The following is a 17,432-nucleotide window of genomic DNA, read 5'->3' on the forward strand; positions in this document are numbered from 1 at the left end:
ACTCCCTGGCAAAGCAAACCCTCCACTAGAGACGAGCATTCACCCATGACCATGCAAGCAGATTTCGTCATCGTCGGCGCAGGTTCGGCAGGCTCGGCGATGGCCGCGCGGCTGAGCGAGGACGGGAAACATTCGGTCATTGTCATCGAGCATGGCGGATCGGATTTCGGGCCGTTCATCCAGATGCCGGCGGCCCTGTCCTACCCGATGAACATGGGGCTTTACGACTGGGGCTACACCACCGAACCGGAAGCCAATCTGGGCAACCGGCGGCTTGCCGCGCCGCGCGGCAAGGTGATCGGCGGGTCTTCATCGATCAACGGCATGGTGTTCGTGCGCGGCCACGCCGAGGACTTCAACCACTGGGCCGAGCAAGGCGCCAATGGCTGGTCGTTCGCCGACGTGCTGCCTTATTTCAAGCGCATGGAAACCTCGCACCAGGATGGCGGCATCGGCGGCGAGGACGGCTGGCGCGGCACCGACGGACCGTTGCATGTGCAGCGTGGGCCGGCGGTCAATCCGCTGTTCTCGGCCTTCATCGAAGCCGGCCGGCAAGCAGGCTACGGGGTGACGCAGGACTACAATGGATCGCGCCAGGAGGGCTTCGGCCTGATGGAGCAGACCATCCACAAGGGTCAGCGATGGTCGGCAGCGCAAGCCTATCTCAAGCCGGCGCTGAAGCGCAAGAATGTGAGTCTCGTCAAGGGCCTGGCGCGTCGTGTTGTCATCGAGAATCACCGCGCCACCGGGGTCGAGCTCGAAGTTCGCGGCTCGATTCAGGTTGTTAAGGCACGACGTGAAGTCATCATCGCCGCCTCGGCTTTCAACTCGCCGAAGCTGCTGATGCTGTCGGGCATCGGACCCGGTACACATCTTGGCGAACACGGCATCGAGGTGGTCGCCGACCGTCCGGGCGTGGGCGCCAATCTGCAGGATCATCTCGAGGTCTATATCCAGCAGGAATGCATCCAGCCGATCACGCTGTACTCGAAGCTCAACCTGTTCTCAAAAGCCGTTATCGGAGCGCAATGGCTGTTCCTCAGGCAGGGACTCGGCACCTCGAACCAGTTCGAGGCCGCAGCATTCATCCGCTCGGAAGCGGGTGTCCCCTACCCCGATATCCAGTTCCACTTCCTGCCCGGCGCGATCCGCTATGACGGCAAGGCTGCCGCCCCGATGCACGGCTTCCAGGCCCATGTCGGGCCGATGCGCTCACCCTCGCGCGGCGCTGTCACCTTGCGTTCGGGCGAGGCGAAGGACGCGCCGGTGATCCGTTTCAACTACATGAGCCACGAGGAAGACTGGCGCGATTTCCGCCGCGCCGTGCGGATCACCCGCGAAGTGTTCGGGCAAAAAGCCTTCGACCCGTTCCGGGGCAAGGAAATCCAGCCAGGAAGCCATATCCAGAGCGATGCAGAGATCGACGGCTTCATCCGCGAACACGCCGAGAGCGCCTACCATCCCTGCGGCACCTGCCGTATGGGCCGCGCCGACGATCCCCATGCCGTGGTCGACCCGGAAACCCGGGTGATCGGCGTCGAGGGCCTCAGAGTCGCCGACTCGTCGATCTTTCCGCGGGTGACCAACGGCAATCTCAACGGCCCGTCGATCATGACCGGCGAGAAGGCCGCCGATCACATTCTCGGCCGCACCCCGCTGGCGCCGAGCAATCTCGAACCCTGGATGAACCCCGACTGGCGCGAGACCGACAGGCTGAAACAGGCCTGAGCGATACCCGCCGCAATTATTTCCGGGATGTGATGTGATCACGCCTCAAGGCGCGATCAGCCGGCGGCGGCCGCATCCGGATGCTGGCCCCAGCAGACGAAACGGCCACACCCGAAGTCGGAATTGTCGACACCGTATTCGAGCGGATTGCCGTCAAGGCCGAGGGTCACGCCGCCAGCCGCGCGGAGCACGGCATCACCGGCGGCGATGTCCCATTGGTGCAGGCAGACGAGCCGGGGATAGACATCGGCCTTGCCCTCAGCCACGAGGCAGAATTTCAGCGACGAGCCGATATGGGCGGTTTCGTGGGCGGGGAGCTTGTCGAGCCAGGCCTGCGTCTCGGGCTCACGATGGCTGAGACTGACGAGGGCGACCGGCGTTTTCGGCAGGGCGCGGGTGCGGATTTCCCGCCGGTTGCGGATTTCGCCCTCGGCGGTCACTTCGCCAACATGGGCCTTCAGTCCGGCGCCGCTCCAGATGCGCCCCAGCGCCGGGGCGTAGACGACACCGGCCACGGGCTTCAGATCCCGGATGAGCGCCACGTTGACGGTGAACTCGTTGCGGCCGGCGATGAAATCGCCAGTGCCGTCAAGCGCATCAACGAGGAAATAGGAGGCCTGGGTGGAGTTCGGGCATTTGCCGTCCTCGGCCATTTCCTCGGCAACCACCGGCACGTCAGGAAACTGTTCCGTCAGCCTGGCAAGGATGATGGCTTCGGCGGCGCGGTCGGCCTGGGTCACGGGCGTGGAGTCCGACTTGATGGAAACCCTGGCACCGGCGGCGCGGGCAGCCAGTATTTCCCTGCCCGCTGCAATCGCCGCTTTCTCAAAGGTGTCGATCAGGTCCGGCAAGGGCTGATGGTCGGAATCGGATCGGTCTGCGGCGCCCATCTGCACTTGTCCAGGGTCGGATTGTCGTTGCGTTCTGGCGTCGCATGATTGCAGCGCCCGGTCAATCATGAGTGCAATGCAACAATGGCGGTAATTGGACAGGTTTTTCCGTTGCACCCCGCCTGAGCGGAACAACAGACCTCTTCGGCCCGGCCAAAAAGACTGTGATGCCTCGTCTTTGCTGACACGGTGGTTGAAAATTGAGACTTCAACCGGAGCCGCTCTCATGACCAAGCCCCAAACTTCCAAAGTAGCCGCAGATCCCGATTTCGGGCCCCAGCTTGCCGCCCAGCTGAATGCGGAACTTGCCTCGATGCCGCTGCCGGGCAGGATCCTGCGCATCGCGTCGCTGGGCCGGGCGGTGTTCACCACCTCGTTGGGGCTCGAGGACCAGGTGCTGACCTCGATCATCGCGGCAACACGCGCCGAGCTGCGGATCGTCACGCTCGACACCGGGCGGCTGTTTGCCAAGACACTGGAACTGCTCGACAGGACAGAGGCGCAGTACGGCATCGCAATTGAGGTGTTCCGGCCATGGAAGGACGAGGTCGACGGCTTCGTCGCGCTCTACGGCATGAACGGGTTCTACGACAGCGTCGAGGCGCGGCACGCCTGCTGCCATGCCCGCAAGCTGCAGCCTCTGGGGCGCGCGCTGGCGGATGCCGAGATCTGGGTGACCGGCCTCAGGCGCGGCCAGTCGGGAAACCGGGCCAATGCGCCGCTCGCCGAATGGGACGCCGACCGCAGCCTGCTCAAGATCAATCCGCTGGCCGATCAGTCGCTCGAAACCCTGCAGGCGCGCGCGCGCGCCGACGATGTGCCGGTCAACCCGCTGCACGCGAAGGGTTTTCCCTCGATCGGCTGCGAGCCCTGCACCCGCGCCATCAAGCCGGGCGAGCCCGAGCGCGCCGGGCGCTGGTGGTGGGAGCAGGACGAGCGCCGCGAATGCGGGCTGCACCTGTCGGCCTCGGTTTCCGGCTCGCGTGCACAAGGCCAACCCAAAGTAACGATTTCGGCATCCCAAGGGCCGGCTTCCTGAGACCCCGCGAAGGACATCGACATGAACGTGATTGAACACGGGCGCGGCAAGCCGCCGCTCGACCCGCATCTGAAAGCGCTCGAGAACGAGGCGATCCACATCTTCCGCGAGGTGGCGGCCGAATTCGAGCGTCCGGTGATGCTCTATTCGATCGGCAAGGATTCCTCTGTGCTGCTGCACCTTGCGCTGAAGGCGTTTCACCCGGGCAAGCTGCCGTTTCCGCTGGTGCACATCAACACCGGCTGGAAGTTTCCGGAAATGATCGCCTTCCGTGATGCGGTGGTCGCCAAACATGGACTGGATCTTATCTCGCACACCAACCCGGAAGGCTTGCGCGACAACGTCACCCCGTTCAGCCACGGTTCGGCGCGCTACACCGACATCATGAAGACGCAGGCGCTGAAGCAGGCGCTCGACATGGGCCGCTACGATGCAGCGTTTGGCGGCGCGCGGCGCGACGAGGAAGCCAGCCGCGCCAAGGAGCGGATCTACTCGTTCCGCACGCCCGACCACGCCTGGGACCCGCGCAACCAGCGCCCCGAACTCTGGTCGATCTACAACGGCATGATCCATCCCGGCGAAAGCGTGCGCGCCTTCCCGCTGTCGAACTGGACCGAGGTCGACATCTGGCGCTACATCCAGGCCGAACAAATCGAGCTGGTGCCGCTCTATTTCGCCGCGCGCCGCAAGATCGTCGAGCGCGACGGCATGCTGATCTGGGCGGCGGACAAACGGCTCGAACTGCTGCCGGGAGAACAGGTGCGCGAAGAGATGGTGCGGTTTCGCACGCTGGGCTGCTACCCGCTGACCGGCGCTGTCCGTTCGGAAGCAACCACACTCGATGAAGTGATCACTGAGCTCGAGATCGCAACCGTGTCCGAACGGCAGGGCCGCGCGATCGACCGCGACCAGTCCGGCTCCATGGAAAAGAAGAAACGCGAAGGCTATTTCTGATGAATTCTCAAACACTTTCGCAGACCGCCTCAGAAATTGAGTCCGCAGCGAATGAAACCGCCGCCCTGCCCCATCCGGAGACGGTGGGGCGGCAGGCCCGCCCCCTGCGCTTCATCACCTGCGGCTCGGTCGACGACGGCAAGTCGACGCTGATCGGCCGGCTGTTGTGGGACACCAAGGCGGTCAAGGAAGATCAGGCGGCGACGCTGAGGCGCGATTCCACCGGCAAGCAGAACGAGCTCGGCCTGCCCGATTTCGCGCTGCTCTTGGACGGTCTGCAGGCCGAGCGCGAACAGGGCATCACCATCGATGTCGCCTACCGCTATTTTGCCACCGACCGGCGTTCCTTCATCGTCGCCGACACGCCCGGCCATGTGCAATACACCCGCAACATGGCGACCGGTGCGTCGACCGCAGATCTGGCGGTGCTCTTGGTCGATGCGCGCGCGGGCATTCTCGAACAGACACGGCGGCATGCGACCATCGCGGCGCTGATGGGCATCCGGCAGTTCGTGCTGGCGGTCAACAAGATCGACCTGGCGCAGTATGACGAGGCCAGGTTCCGGGCGATTTCGCGCGACTTCAAGGAGATCGCCCTGTCGCTCGGCGTGCGCCAGGTCACCGCCATTCCGGTGTCGGCGCTGAAGGGCGAGAATATCGTGCTCCGCGGTGACGACGTGATGCCATGGTACTCGGGCCCGACACTGGTGGAGACGCTGGAGAAAGCCACCCAGCGCACAGGCCAGACCACCGGGTTCCGGCTGCCGGTGCAGCGCGTCTCGCGCCCCGGCGAGGGTTTCCGCGGCTACCAGGGCACGGTCGCCGGCGGGTCGATCAAGCCCGGCGACAGCGTTGTGGTGCTGCCCTCGGGCGTGGAAGCCAATGTCAAGGCCATCGTCACCTACGACCTGGTACGCAACGCGGCGGTGTCCGGCGATGCCATCACGCTGGTGCTCGACCGGCCGGTGGACGTGGCGCGCGGCGACATGATTGCGGCCATCGACCAGCGGCCGCAGACCGGCCGCGCCTTCAGCGCCCGGCTGGTGGCGCTGTCACCCGACGGCGTCGTGCCGGGCAAGCGCTACTGGCTCAAGGCCGGCGCGCGCCGCCAGCGGGTAATGGTGCGCCCGACCTCGGCGCTGGACCTTGCGACCGGAAACTGGGACGACGCCTCCTTCCTGCCGGTCAACGGCATCGGCGTGGTCGAGCTCGACTTCGAGGACACGGCGATCTTCGACGCCTATGAGACCAACCGCGAAACCGGCGCCTTCATCCTGATCGATCCGGAAAGCCTCAACACGGTCGCCGGCGGCATGATCGACGGCAAGCGCTCGAAATCCGGCCGCTTCGACGCCCTGCCCGACGCCGACCGTGCAACGGTCACCCTCCCCGCGCGGCTGCTGGAGGCGTTCCTGAAAACGGAGTTTGCGCGCTCGCATGCCGGAGAGATCCGGGTGACGGGGCCTGAGGAGATTGAGGGGGAGTAGCGGGCGCTGGCGAGCGGATCAGGCCGAATGCTGAAATTGAGCGCGACGAGAGCTTTGGGCAGGACGCTGGCACATGCATGGATCGCATCAGATGCGGTGTTTGTTGGAAGGCGGTCGGTCGCCGGGCCTGATCGGCCGTTCATCTGTTGTTCTGGTGCTCCAGTTCACTGCGTACAGCTCGTTGACCGATAAGGCTATCTGACGTCAAGAAGGATGATGCAGCAGACTCCAGCTCCTCAATGCTCTGCATCTGATTTTATGTCGGTATCAATCCTGGCGCGCTTTTAGCACTTCCTGCATGCTGGCTTTCAATTGCGCTTCCCAGGCTTCCTGATTTTCGCGGATCAAGCGGGAGTATTCGCTGTCGTCGGAATGCGGATCCTCGCTCTGTATAAAGGCTTGCGCCGTTTCAATCATCGTCTTGCGGTCGAACGTTTCGAACGCGCCAACAAGCCGTTCCGCCTTTTCGCGGGGATGGCCGAGCGCTTCGAAGGCAGACCGCGCCGCACGGATCGAGCTGTCATAGGTTTCGCGGATAATGTCGCGGCAACCGGCGGACCAGAGGTCGTAGACGTGCCAACGGTCGATGGCGCGGGCAATGACATGAACCCGGGGATGATGTTCGTGCATGTGGCGCGCGAGTTCGGTTGCCGCTTCCTTGTTGTCGATGGCGATCACAAGGACCTTGGCACTTTCAATACCGGCAGCATGGAGAAGATCGGGACGTGTCGCGTCGCCGTAATAGGCGCTGAGGCCGAACCGGCGCAGCATCTTGAGCTGATCATTGCTGTAATCGATCACCGTCGTTTCGTAGTCGGCCGCCCGCAATGCCCGATTGACGATGCCGCCAAACCTGCCGTGGCCCGCGATGATGATCCCTGAACCATGGGCAAATTCGTCAGCCTCGCGTTCCTGCTGGCGCGAGTAACGCGGCGCGATCAGCCAGTCATATAGGATGAACAGGGCCGGGGTGAGAAGCATCGAAATCGCAATGACCAGCAGCAGCAGGTCGGCGATCGGCGAAGGAACAACGGCATTGGCAACCGTGAAGGAAACCAGCACGAAGCCGAATTCGCCGGCCTGCGCAAGGCCCAGCGCAAACAGCCATTTGTCGCCTCCGGCCAGCTTGAAGACACGGCCAAGCACCAGCATGACGACACATTTAAGCAGGATCAGGCCAAGCGTCAGACCGATGATCAGCGCAACGTTCTCGCTCAACAGCGCAAAATCAATACTCGCCCCGACAGTGATGAAGAAGACGCCGAGGAAGATGCCCTTGAAGGGGGCGATGTCGCTTTCCAGTTCGTGCCGGTATTCGCTGTTGGCCATGACGACACCCGCCAGGAAGGTTCCAAGCGCAGGCGACAAGCCGACCATTGTCATGAGAAGCGCGATGCCGACGACCATCATCAATGCAGTGCTCACGAAAAGCTCACGCAGCCGGGCGCGTGCAATGTACCGGAAGATCGGACCTGTCAGATAGCGGCCTGCCAGAACCACCAGAGCGATGGCAGCCACTGTAATCAGTGCGGTCTGCCAGCCGGGCAAGCCCTCAACCAGGTTGAGGTTCAACGCTGAATCGCCGTGCCCTCCGCCATGGTCATCACCCTGATGCAAAGCGTCGCTGAGTTCCTTCAGCGCAAGCAGCGGAACCAGCGCGAGCATTGGAATGACCGCGATGTCCTGGAACAGCAGCACCGCGAAACCCGCCTGCCCGCCATCGCTGCGCATCAATCCCTTCTCATTTAGCGTTTGCGTGACGATCGCCGTCGAAGACAAGGCGAAGATCAGCCCTATGGCGAGCGCAATGGTCCATGCCTGTCCGAACAGCATGGCTATTGCCATAACCGCCACGGTGGTCAGACCAACCTGCAGACCGCCCATCACGAAGATCTTCGCCCGCATGGCCCAAAGTACTTTGGGTTGCATTTCCAAACCGATCAGGAACAGCATCATCACCACGCCGAACTCGGTGAAATGCTGAAGGGCGGCAACGTCAACACCGGCCCAGTGTAAGACAGGGCCGATTGCAATTCCCGCGATCAAATACCCCAGAACCGACCCTAGCCCGAAGCGTGAGGCAAGCGGAACAGCGATCATGCCGGCCAGAAACAGCGTAAAGGTAATGAACATGAACTCGGCGGTCATAGCGTCTCTCCGGGGTTGTCATCGAATGCTGCTCCCTGCCCGAACCGACCCCTTGTCAGGCCGAACAGGGACTGCTTCGCCTCTTGTTTAAACGGCGGTGCTTGGATCGCCCGTCGCCCAGGCCACGCCCTGGCCACGATCCATTTTTCTTATGGCCGCCATGTCGGTCTTGTCGATTTCAAAACCTTCGAGATCGATGTTCTGCTTCATACGTTCTGGATTCAGGCTCTTTGGCAATACCGCATATCCGTTCTGCACGCCCCAACGAAGCAGGAACTGGGCTTCGGTTACGCCGTATTTTGTGGCCATGTCCGTAAACACGCCACTGTCGGCTTTCATCTGGTCCGTCTTGGCACTGGCCTGCCCCTCCACGGTGCGCCAAGTGGAAAGCGGCACAAGGCTGCTGTAGGCGATCGGCGCCATTCCGTTCTCGGCCATGTAGGCAAGAAGTTCCGGCTTTTGGGACCAGGGATGCAGTTCGATCTGGTTGGCGTCGGGTGTCTGCAGCCCCGCGGCCCGGATTTCTTCCAGATGGGCTAGGTTGAAATTGCTGACGCCGATGGAACGTGCCTTGCCCGCAGCCTGCAGTTCGATGAGCGCGCGCCACTGGGAGTGGCGCTCCGGTCCGCCAGAGGGTGCATGGATCAGGTAAAGATCCACATAGTCCAGGCCAAGCCGTTCCAGACTTGCATCGCACTCAGCAAGGGTTTGCTCATGTGTCTTCGGCGCGTCTCCCCATGCGGGATTGCCGGGCCAGAGCTTGGTGGTCACGAAAATGTCCTCTCGGGTGAGGCTTGTCGATGCCAGGCCCATTTTGATCCCCTCGCCAACCGCCGCCTCGTTCCGGTAGCCGGATGCCGTGTCTACATGGCGGTAGCCGCATTCGATCGCGGCCTGGACGGCCTTGGGCGCATCCTCGTTTGAAATAAGATAGGTGCCAAATCCCACAGCGGGGATGTCAACGTTTTCGTTAAGCGGAAAAGTGCGCGTCATCATGGCCATGGTCGTCTCCGATTGCGATTAAGCGATCGGGCCAGACTATCGGAGACGAAATGGCCACGCCTGCCACATCCTTCGAAAGATCTGCCAATTCCTCCAATTGAAAGGAGAAATGGATGCAGAATGCCTTAAGAAATGCTACAAAACATCCAAATAGGATGAAAACATGCAGTATTCAGACCTGATTGCACCGGCACTCGCCTATTCGAACCGCCACAGGCAGGACAATCGCGCCGCATTGCCGAATTTGACCGTCCTGCAAACCATGGAGGTCAGCGAATTCGATGCAGTCGTCTACAAGCCGGTGGTGTGCCTGGTCCTGCAGGGGGCAAAAGAGACGACGGTCGGCGATCAGTTCGTCACCCTGCACGCCGGCAGCGCGCTTATTGTCAGCCACGATCTTCCCGTCCAATCGCGCATTGTTTCCGCTTCCGTGGACAAGCCCTACCTGGCGCTGATTGTATCCCTCGAGCACGGCATGCTGAGAAGCCTTTATGACCAGATCAGTTCCGTTTCCAAGGAGATGATGCCTCACCGCTCGCTTGCAGCAGGTCCCGCCGACACAAAGGTGATCGAGACGATCGGCAGGTATCTTGCATTGATGAACAGCTCCGTTGAAGCCGAGGTTCTGGGCCCGTCTATTCTGCGGGAGATCCACTTTCGCCTGCTCATCTCACCGATTGGAGGAATGTTGCGCAACCTGTTGTCGATCGACAGTCATGCAAGCCGTGTGGCGAAGGCAATCGTGCATATCAAGAGGGATTTCCGGCAGAACCTGTCGATACCGGAACTCGCCCAGTTGGCAGGCATGAGCCAATCCTCGTTTCATGGTCATTTCAAACAGGTCACCGGGACAACGCCCCTGCAATACCAGAAGGATTTGCGCATGATTGCCGCGCGCGACCTGTTGAGAGCAGGCCATCACAGCGTGGCGTCGGCAAGTTTCGAGGTGGGCTACGAAAGCCCCACCCATTTCAGCCGCGACTACCAGCGCAAGTTCGGTACGGCTCCGAGCAGGGAAGGTACCGTGGCCCTCGAACCAGCATGATCGTGGAGACAATCCGCGCCGCAGCAAAAGATTGAAAGCCTGCGTGCCGTGGCATTCGGTTCGATTCACTCACCGCAGCGAACATCCCCTTTCCTCCCGTGGCAGCCGCTCACCGCACCGCAATCTTCGACAACCATCTGCGATCAATGCAGGCCTGCCCCACCTTTCCCGCAGCGCAGCAACTATTCCTTAGAAGCTTCGTGGTCTGATTGGTTAAAGTTTTAATCAATCCCGGACCCTGGGCTTCTCTTCATGGAACATTACGACTTCATCGTTATCGGCAGCGGCCCGGCGGGGCGGCGGGCGGCCATCCAGGCTGCGAAATTCGGCAAGAAGGTTCTGGTCGTGGAACGCGGTCACCGGGTTGGCGGGGTTTCGGTCCACACCGGCACCATTCCATCGAAGACACTCAGGGAAACCGCGCTGAACCTTTCCGGATGGCGCGAGCGCGGGTTCTACGGCCGGTCCTACCGGGTCAAGCAGGACCTGACGGCGGGCGATCTCAGGGCGCGGCTCGACATCACGCTCAACCACGAGATCGAGGTGCTCGAACACCAGTTCGCCCGCAACCAGGTCACCACGCTCAGGGGCGATGCCCGGTTCAAGGACAAGAATACCATCGCGGTCGATGGCGAACAGGGCGAGAGCTTCGAGTTCTCCGCCGATTCCATCCTGCTGGCGGTCGGTACGGTGCCGTTCCGCCCCGACTACGTACCGTTTGACGACAGGCAGATCTTCGACAGCGACGGGATCCTGTCGCTCGACCACCTGCCCCGCTCGATCGCTGTGATCGGCGCCGGGGTTATCGGCATCGAGTACGCGACGATCTTCAGTTCGCTCGACGTGCATGTGACGCTGATCGAGCCGCGCGAGACCATGCTCGATTTCATCGACCGGGAGCTGATCGGCGATTTCACCCACCAGCTCAAGGATCGCGGCATGGTGCTGCGCTTCGGCCGCAAGGCGGAAAAGATCAGAAAGCTCGACGACGGCATGTGCGAGATCCAGATGGAGGGCGGGCGCAACATCCGCGCCGAGATGGTGCTGTTTGCCGCCGGACGCATGGGGGCGACAGCCAGCCTCAACCTTGCGGCCTGCGGGCTCGAGAGCGACAGCCGCGGGCGGATCAAGGTCGACCCGGTGACGTTCGCTACGGAAGTGCCGTCGATCTATGCCGCTGGCGACGTGATCGGGTTTCCGAGCCTGGCCTCGACATCGATGGAACAGGGCCGTATCGCCGCCTGCCACGCGCTTGGCCGGCACGCCCACGAGCCGCCGAAATTTTTCCCCTACGGGATCTATTCGGTGCCGGAAATCTCCACCGTCGGCATGACCGAGGAGGAAGTCATCTCCCGCGGTATCGCCTATGAATGCGGGGTAGCACGTTTCAGGGAGACCTCGCGCGGCCACATCATGGGGCTGGGGAACGGCATGCTGAAGATGATCTTCTCGCTGAAGACGCGACGGCTCCTGGGCTGCCACATTGTCGGCGAGGGAGCGACCGAGCTCATCCATATCGGCCAGGCGGTGCTCAATCTCAAAGGCACGCTCGAATATTTCGTCGAGAACGCGTTCAACTATCCGACGCTCGCCGAAGCCTACAAGATCGCAGCCCTCGACGCCTGGAACCGGATGCCAACGAACTGATCACCGGGACGGTTCACTGGCTGACCCGCAGACTTGGTTCACCGTCATGGCGCGAACCGCGATCACTCGACGGCTGAGTGTTCGCGCAGGATGATGAAAACACCGCTCACAACGATCACCGCCGCGCCGACAAAGGTCATCGCGTCGGGGATCTCGTTCCAGAACAGCCAGCCCAGGATGGTGGCCCACAACAGGGCGGTGTAATCGAGCGGTGCCACGACGACCGCCGGCGCCAGCCGGAATGCCTGGGTCATCAGCGTCATGCCCGCGGTTCCGAAGACGGCTATGCCGACAAACAGCCACATATCCTCGAGCCGCACCGGGACCCAGACCAGCGGCACGATGAAGGCGCTCAGCAACGCGCCGGTCGCTGTCAGGTAAAGCAGCAGGGTCCAGACGCTCTCGCGCGAATCCACCCAGCGGGCGCTAAGCATCAGCAACGCGTAGACAAAGGCGGTCGCCACCGGCAACAGCGAAATCAGCTGAAATGTCGACCCGCCGGGCCGGACCACGATCAGAACGCCGGCAAAGCCCGCAAGCACGGCCAGCCAGCGGCGCCAGCCAACATGCTCGCCAAGGAACATGGCGGAGATCGCGGTGATGAACAGCGGCGCGACAAAGATCAGCGCGGTCGCCTCGGCCAGGCCCAGATACATGATACTGGTGAAGAACATGAAAGTGGCGCTGATCCACAGCGTGCCGCGCAGCAGATGCGCCAGCGGACGATGAGAACGCAGAGCCGGTGTTCCGCCCATCTTGAATGCAATCAGCAATGCGAAAGGCAGCGCGATCAGGTTGCGCATGAACTGGATCTGCAGCGGTGAATACCCCTCGGTCAGGGTCTTGGCGAGCGCATCATTGACGCAAAGGCTGGCCACACCCACGCACATCATGACGATTCCCGCCATGGTGCTGGCCCGCAATTCAAACCCTTGTTGCTGCACGTCTTCCCCCTCAAAGCCTGTCTCTACCAGCCGTGCATGATCCCGATCCGTGTCCTGAATGCAACCTGCAGCGAATAATCGGGCATGGTACCGGCAGGCGTCGCAAAGGCCGCGCACCCCGAAGAGGGCAGTGTCTGGTGGTGAGCCTGCTCTCGCCGACAAGCACGATACGGACACTTGATGCGCGAGTGTCTCGGGCGTACCCAAGCGACGTCCCACCCGGACAATTGCCTTACCAAGCTTGCGGAACCTTTCCGGATTTCGCAAGTTGCCATGACGATGCCGGCCGGGGTTGCCGCCACCGGCCGTATCCGATAGGCCGATCAACACCGGCCACCAAGCAGGCATGAACAGGAATTGACACGATGAGCGGATTGCTTGCCCTTCTGGATGACGTCGCAGCCCTGACCAAGCTGGCTGCAGCGCAACTTGACGATGTCACCGCGCAGGCTGCCAAGGTCGGGGTCAAGACAGCCGGCATCCTGATCGACGACACGGCGGTCACGCCGAAATATGTCCACGGCCTTCCGGCAGCGCGGGAGCTGCCCATCGTCTGGCAAATTGCGCGCGGATCGATTTTCAACAAGCTGGTCATCCTGCTGCCAATCGCGATGCTGCTGAACGCGTTCGCGCCATGGATGCTGCCACCGCTGTTGATGGTCGGAGGCGCCTATCTGTGTTTCGAGGGGGCGGAGAAGATATGGCACCTGTTTCATCCCGAACCGCTGCCTGTCGATGATGGCAATCCGATCGACCACGCCCATCTCGAGAAGCAGCGGGTTGCGGGTGCGATCAAGACCGACTTCATCCTGTCTGCCGAAATCATGACCATTGCGCTGTCCTCGATCGAGGCCAGTTCGCTGTGGATGGAAGGCCTTGTGCTTGCGGTGGTGGCCATCGGCATCACCGTCCTGGTCTATGGCAGCGTGGCGATCCTGGTGAAGGCGGACGATGTCGGGCTGAAAATGGCCCAGGGCGCCTATTTCGATGCGACCCGCAGCCTTGGCCGTGCGATCGTCCGCGGCATGCCCGCCTTCATGGAAACGGTTGCGAGCGTCGGCACGGCCGCCATGCTCTGGGTTGGCGGGTCGATCATCATCCATGGTCTGGCGACGTTCGGTCTCGACACGCTCGAACATTTCGTCAAGGACAAGTCAGCGATGGTGCGGGATTCCGTCACTTTCGCACCGGGCCTTCTCGGCTGGGCTATGGAAGCTCTGATCAGCGGCATTTTCGGCCTGGCGGTCGGACTGGTTCTGCTGGCCGTTTACGGGCTGGGACAGCGCGTGTTCAAGCGCGGTTGAACCGTTTACGCACCCGCCCCCGAACACTCCATACATGAACACGAGCAACGCCGATTGCGGGCATCAGATCGCACTTCGAGATGTCCGCAGCATCATTCGCCCGGTGACAGCTCCGGCTGTGCGTTGCGGCGGTTTGCCAACTCGCCTGCTTCCCGCAACTCGACATCGAGCCGGCGCTCTTCCTCGGCGGACGGCGTGGCGAAACGGGCCAGCAGCAGATAGGCGACAGGGGTGAGGAAGAGCGTGGCGATCATCGCCAGGCCGAGACCGCCGACGATTACCCAGCCGAGCGCAACGCGGGCTTCCGCGCCGGCACCAAACGCCAGCAGCAACGGAACAGAACCAAGCACCGTCGAGATCATCGTCATCATCACCGGCCTGAGGCGGATGTTGGAGGCTTCCTCGATGGCGGAGCGGATATCCATGCCGGTATTGCGCAACTGGTTGGCAAACTCGACGATCAGAATCCCGTTCTTGGCCATCACCCCCACAAGCAACACCAGCCCGATCTGGCTGTAGACATTGAGCGAGCCGCCGGTCATCGCCATGGCGAAGATGGCACAGGCCAGCCCCAGCGGCACGGTAGAGATGATGATGAAGGCGCTGACGAAGCTTTCGAACTGCGCCGACAGGACCAGAAGCACGACGATGATGGCAATTCCGAATGTGATCAGCATGTCGTTGGAGGATTGATCCAGTGTTGCCGCTTCTGCGAGCGGAATGATCCGCACGCCGCCGGGCATCAGCGGCTCGGCCATGACGACCGCTTCCGCCCAGGCGTCACCCAACGCGAATGCCGGGGACAGGCCCGCGGTTATTGATACAGAGCGCATCTGGCTTTCACGGCGCAGGTCAGGCGCAACGGCCTTCTCGGTCAGCGTGGCGATGGTGGACATCGGCACAATGCGTCCATCGCCCGCCTTGAGATAGATCGATTCAAGGTCGGTCGGATCGTTGATCGGGTTGTTGGTCGACAGCAGCTTGACCGGGAACGAGCGGTCCTCGATGAACACCTGCGCCACCTCCCTGCCGTCGAGCAGCGCCTGCAGAGCTTCGGCCAGCCCGTCGATATTGACGCCAAGATCCGACGCCCGGGCGCGGTCGATCTGGACGGAGATCTGCGGCTGGGTGGTTTCATAGGAGAGCCGGATCTGGTTGAAGCGCGGATCCTGTTCGAGCTTTTCAACCATCTGCTGACCGACCTCGGCCAGCTCATCGTAGCTGTTGCCGACGAAGGCAAACTGCAGTCCGTTTCCGGCGCCGCGAATGCCCAGACTGTTGGGCTGGATGGCAAAGGCACGCAAGCCCGGCACGGTGGCGATGGCACGGTTGAGTTCGCCCACGATGTCGGCCTGGGACCGCTCGCGTTCGCCCCACGGCGCAAGGGTCAGCACCATGAAGCCGTTGTTGGAGGATCCGCCAGTGCCGGCGATGGCGAAGATGTTCTGCACTTCCCCGCTGTCGCGCAGCGGCGAGACCAGACGCTCGATCTCGGTCATGCGCGAGCGGGTATAATCGAGGCTGACCCCCTGCGGTGCGGAAATGCGGACCAGTGCAACCGCCCGGTCCTCGGGCGGCGTCAGTTCCTGGGGAATGGTGGGAAGCAGGGCAAAGGCGGCGCCCGCCGCCATCAGCGCAATGACAATGACAACGAGAGGCGCATCGAGCGCGCGGCGCAGCAGCCGGGAATAGATCCCCGACATGTAACCGCCGAACGCCACGAAACGGCTGGGTTTGGAGTTCGCGGCGGACATGTCGCGCCGCTTGATCAGCCGCGACGCCAGCATCGGGCAGAGCGTCAGAGCGACCACACTGGAGATCATCACGGTGAATGCCAGGACGAAGCCGAACTCGGTGAACAGCCCGCCCGCCTGCCCTGGCAGGAACGAGATCGGAATGAACACCGCGGCCAGCGTCGCCGTGGTGGTGATGACGGCAAAGAAAACCTCGCGGGTGCCGATCACCGCCGCAGCCCGCACCCCCATGCCCTCGTTGCGCTTGCGGACGATGTTCTCGAGCACCACGATGGCATCGTCGACGACCATGCCGGTGGCCAGCACCAGCGCCAGAAGCGTCAGGATGTTGACCGAGAAGCCGGCGAGCCAGATCGCCGCGAAGGCACCGATCAGCGACACCGGCAGGGTGACGGCCGGGATGATGGTGGCGCGCCAGTCGCGCAGGAACAGGAAAATGATGGCAATGACGATGAGTACGGCGAGAACAAGTGTCGTGCGCACTTCATCGATGGCGCCGCTGATGAAGGTGGCATCATCGCTGGTCACACGGATGTCGACGCCCTCGGGCAGGATTGCCTGAATGGCCTGCGTCGCCGCGCGCACTCCTTGCGAAATCTCGAGCGTGTTGGAGGCGGACTGGCGAATGATGCCCATGCCCAGACCGGTGCGGCCATTGGCGCGCAGCACGGAATCGCCAGGGTCGGCGCCCAGTGTCACATTGGCGACGTCGCGAAAGCGGATCCGGTCATTGATGTAGAGATCCTCGAAGCCTTCCGGCGTGGTGACGTCAGCGGTCGCACGCACGACAATGTCGGAGGTCTGGGCGGTCAGGGAGCCGGCGGGCACGTCAAGGGCAACATTGCTCAGGGCGCTGCGCAGATCGGCCAGCGTCAGCCCGAAGGCTGCGAGGCGCGACTGGTCGACATCGACACGGAAGATCTTTTCGCGGTCACCATAGACATTGACATCAGCGACCCCGGGGACAGCCGCAAGACGGTCGACAACGAGGTCCTCGACAAGAATGGTCATGTCCTGAACGTTGTAGCGGTCGGATGTGACCGCCAGACGCATCACCGGATCGGAGTTGGCATCGGCCTTGACGATGCGCGGATCGTCGGCGCCATCAGGCATGTTGTTGGTCACGCGACCGAGCGCGTCGCGAACATCGGACGCGGCGACATTGAGATCGGTGCTGTCGGAGAACTCGACGGTCACCCGGCTGCGGCCAAGCGTCGAGGTCGACGACATCGAGGCAACGCCTGAAACGCGGGCAATCGCGCCCTCTACGATCGCCGTCAGCTCGCGGTCAACGGTTTCCGGCGAGGCACCGGCGAAGTTGGTGGTGACGGTGATCACCGGCCGGTCGACATCGGGCAGTTCGCGGATTTCCGCGCCGTAGAGGCCGGCCAGCCCGGCAACCACGATGAGCAGGCTGATCACCAGGGCCAGCACCGGACGGCGGATCATCAGAGCTGTGCCGCCACCTGTTTCCGCGTCGACTGTGGTCT

General features: G+C 62.4%; 12 protein-coding genes. 7 read left to right on the plus strand and 5 right to left on the minus strand.

The genetic code is table 11. From position 1 onward, the window contains the following. The first annotated feature begins 51 nt into the window (after nucleotides 1–51). The gene (betA, locus tag SPHINGO391_RS14490; RefSeq protein WP_152011571.1) at nucleotides 52–1,728 is read left to right on the plus strand and encodes a choline dehydrogenase; all 1,677 of its coding nucleotides are present in this window, start codon (nucleotides 52–54) and stop codon (nucleotides 1,726–1,728) included. A gap of 56 nt (nucleotides 1,729–1,784) precedes the next feature. Here betA and cysQ read toward each other — a convergent pair whose 3' ends face one another. Then, complete coding sequence (cysQ, locus tag SPHINGO391_RS14495) at nucleotides 1,785–2,618, minus strand: 3'(2'),5'-bisphosphate nucleotidase CysQ (RefSeq protein ID WP_244615200.1); 834 nt, start codon at nucleotides 2,616–2,618, stop codon at nucleotides 1,785–1,787. Between the two features lie 226 nt (nucleotides 2,619–2,844). Here cysQ and SPHINGO391_RS14500 point away from each other — a divergent pair, with 226 nt between their 5' ends. Genes SPHINGO391_RS14500 through cysN form a run of 3 tightly spaced genes read left to right on the plus strand, consistent with a single transcriptional unit; the run spans nucleotide 2,845 to nucleotide 6,098 of the window. After that, on the plus strand, nucleotides 2,845–3,657 hold the full coding sequence (locus tag SPHINGO391_RS14500) for a phosphoadenylyl-sulfate reductase (protein ID WP_152009494.1): 813 nt from the start codon (nucleotides 2,845–2,847) through the stop codon (nucleotides 3,655–3,657). 21 nt (nucleotides 3,658–3,678) lie between these two features. Beyond that, nucleotides 3,679–4,611 carry a sulfate adenylyltransferase subunit CysD gene (cysD, locus tag SPHINGO391_RS14505; protein ID WP_152009495.1) on the plus strand — a complete coding sequence of 311 codons (933 nt, stop codon included), beginning with the start codon at nucleotides 3,679–3,681 and terminating at the stop codon, nucleotides 4,609–4,611. Next, entirely contained in the window at nucleotides 4,611–6,098 is a 1,488-nt protein-coding gene (gene cysN, locus SPHINGO391_RS14510; RefSeq protein WP_152009496.1) for a sulfate adenylyltransferase subunit CysN, read from the plus strand. The genes cysD and cysN overlap by 1 nt, the downstream gene beginning before the upstream one ends. A gap of 267 nt (nucleotides 6,099–6,365) precedes the next feature. Here the strand turns inward: cysN and SPHINGO391_RS14515 are convergent, their stop codons facing one another. Both SPHINGO391_RS14515 and SPHINGO391_RS14520 read right to left on the minus strand, forming a co-directional pair. After that, entirely contained in the window at nucleotides 6,366–8,246 is a 1,881-nt protein-coding gene (locus SPHINGO391_RS14515; protein WP_152009497.1) for a monovalent cation:proton antiporter-2 (CPA2) family protein, read from the minus strand. 87 nt (nucleotides 8,247–8,333) lie between these two features. Next, nucleotides 8,334–9,248: an aldo/keto reductase gene (locus SPHINGO391_RS14520; RefSeq protein WP_152009498.1), complete on the minus strand. Its 915-nt coding sequence runs from the start codon at nucleotides 9,246–9,248 to the stop codon at nucleotides 8,334–8,336. A gap of 163 nt (nucleotides 9,249–9,411) precedes the next feature. On the opposite strand from SPHINGO391_RS14520, the gene SPHINGO391_RS14525 reads away from it, so the two are divergent. Both SPHINGO391_RS14525 and sthA read left to right on the plus strand, forming a co-directional pair. Further along, nucleotides 9,412–10,293 carry an AraC family transcriptional regulator gene (locus tag SPHINGO391_RS14525; RefSeq protein WP_152009499.1) on the plus strand — a complete coding sequence of 294 codons (882 nt, stop codon included), beginning with the start codon at nucleotides 9,412–9,414 and terminating at the stop codon, nucleotides 10,291–10,293. Nucleotides 10,294–10,545: 252 nt separating this feature from the next. After that, nucleotides 10,546–11,940, plus strand: coding sequence for a Si-specific NAD(P)(+) transhydrogenase (gene sthA, locus SPHINGO391_RS14530; protein WP_152009500.1), 1,395 nt, complete (start codon nucleotides 10,546–10,548; stop codon nucleotides 11,938–11,940). Between the two features lie 62 nt (nucleotides 11,941–12,002). On the opposite strand, the gene SPHINGO391_RS14535 is transcribed toward sthA, so the two are convergent. Continuing rightward, nucleotides 12,003–12,848, minus strand: coding sequence for a DMT family transporter (locus tag SPHINGO391_RS14535; RefSeq protein ID WP_152009501.1), 846 nt, complete (start codon nucleotides 12,846–12,848; stop codon nucleotides 12,003–12,005). 401 nt (nucleotides 12,849–13,249) lie between these two features. On the opposite strand from SPHINGO391_RS14535, the gene SPHINGO391_RS14540 reads away from it, so the two are divergent. Then, a complete protein-coding gene (locus tag SPHINGO391_RS14540; protein WP_152009502.1) occupies nucleotides 13,250–14,188 on the plus strand; it encodes a DUF808 domain-containing protein in 939 nt (312 codons plus the stop codon). Nucleotides 14,189–14,280: 92 nt separating this feature from the next. Here SPHINGO391_RS14540 and SPHINGO391_RS14545 read toward each other — a convergent pair whose 3' ends face one another. Further along, on the minus strand, nucleotides 14,281–17,391 hold the full coding sequence (locus SPHINGO391_RS14545; protein ID WP_244615429.1) for an efflux RND transporter permease subunit: 3,111 nt from the start codon (nucleotides 17,389–17,391) through the stop codon (nucleotides 14,281–14,283). Nucleotides 17,392–17,432: the final 41 nt, after the last annotated feature.

This window comes from Hoeflea sp. EC-HK425 (genome assembly GCF_902498795.1).
GTDB classification, from domain to species: domain Bacteria; phylum Pseudomonadota; class Alphaproteobacteria; order Rhizobiales; family Rhizobiaceae; genus Hoeflea; species Hoeflea alexandrii.

Coding starts and splice junctions, on each gene's coding strand:
- cysD (WP_152009495.1), top strand. CDS start 3,679: ATGAACGTGATTGAACACGGGCGCGGCAAGCCGCCGCTCGACCCGCAT.
- SPHINGO391_RS14520 (WP_152009498.1), bottom strand. CDS start 9,248: ATGGCCATGATGACGCGCACTTTTCCGCTTAACGAAAACGTTGACATC.
- SPHINGO391_RS14540 (WP_152009502.1), top strand. CDS start 13,250: ATGAGCGGATTGCTTGCCCTTCTGGATGACGTCGCAGCCCTGACCAAG.
- SPHINGO391_RS14545 (WP_244615429.1), bottom strand. CDS start 17,391: ATGATCCGCCGTCCGGTGCTGGCCCTGGTGATCAGCCTGCTCATCGTG.
- cysQ (WP_244615200.1), bottom strand. CDS start 2,618: ATGGGCGCCGCAGACCGATCCGATTCCGACCATCAGCCCTTGCCGGAC.
- SPHINGO391_RS14515 (WP_152009497.1), bottom strand. CDS start 8,246: ATGACCGCCGAGTTCATGTTCATTACCTTTACGCTGTTTCTGGCCGGC.
- SPHINGO391_RS14535 (WP_152009501.1), bottom strand. CDS start 12,848: ATGGCGGGAATCGTCATGATGTGCGTGGGTGTGGCCAGCCTTTGCGTC.
- betA (WP_152011571.1), top strand. CDS start 52: ATGCAAGCAGATTTCGTCATCGTCGGCGCAGGTTCGGCAGGCTCGGCG.
- sthA (WP_152009500.1), top strand. CDS start 10,546: ATGGAACATTACGACTTCATCGTTATCGGCAGCGGCCCGGCGGGGCGG.
- SPHINGO391_RS14500 (WP_152009494.1), top strand. CDS start 2,845: ATGACCAAGCCCCAAACTTCCAAAGTAGCCGCAGATCCCGATTTCGGG.
- cysN (WP_152009496.1), top strand. CDS start 4,611: ATGAATTCTCAAACACTTTCGCAGACCGCCTCAGAAATTGAGTCCGCA.
- SPHINGO391_RS14525 (WP_152009499.1), top strand. CDS start 9,412: ATGCAGTATTCAGACCTGATTGCACCGGCACTCGCCTATTCGAACCGC.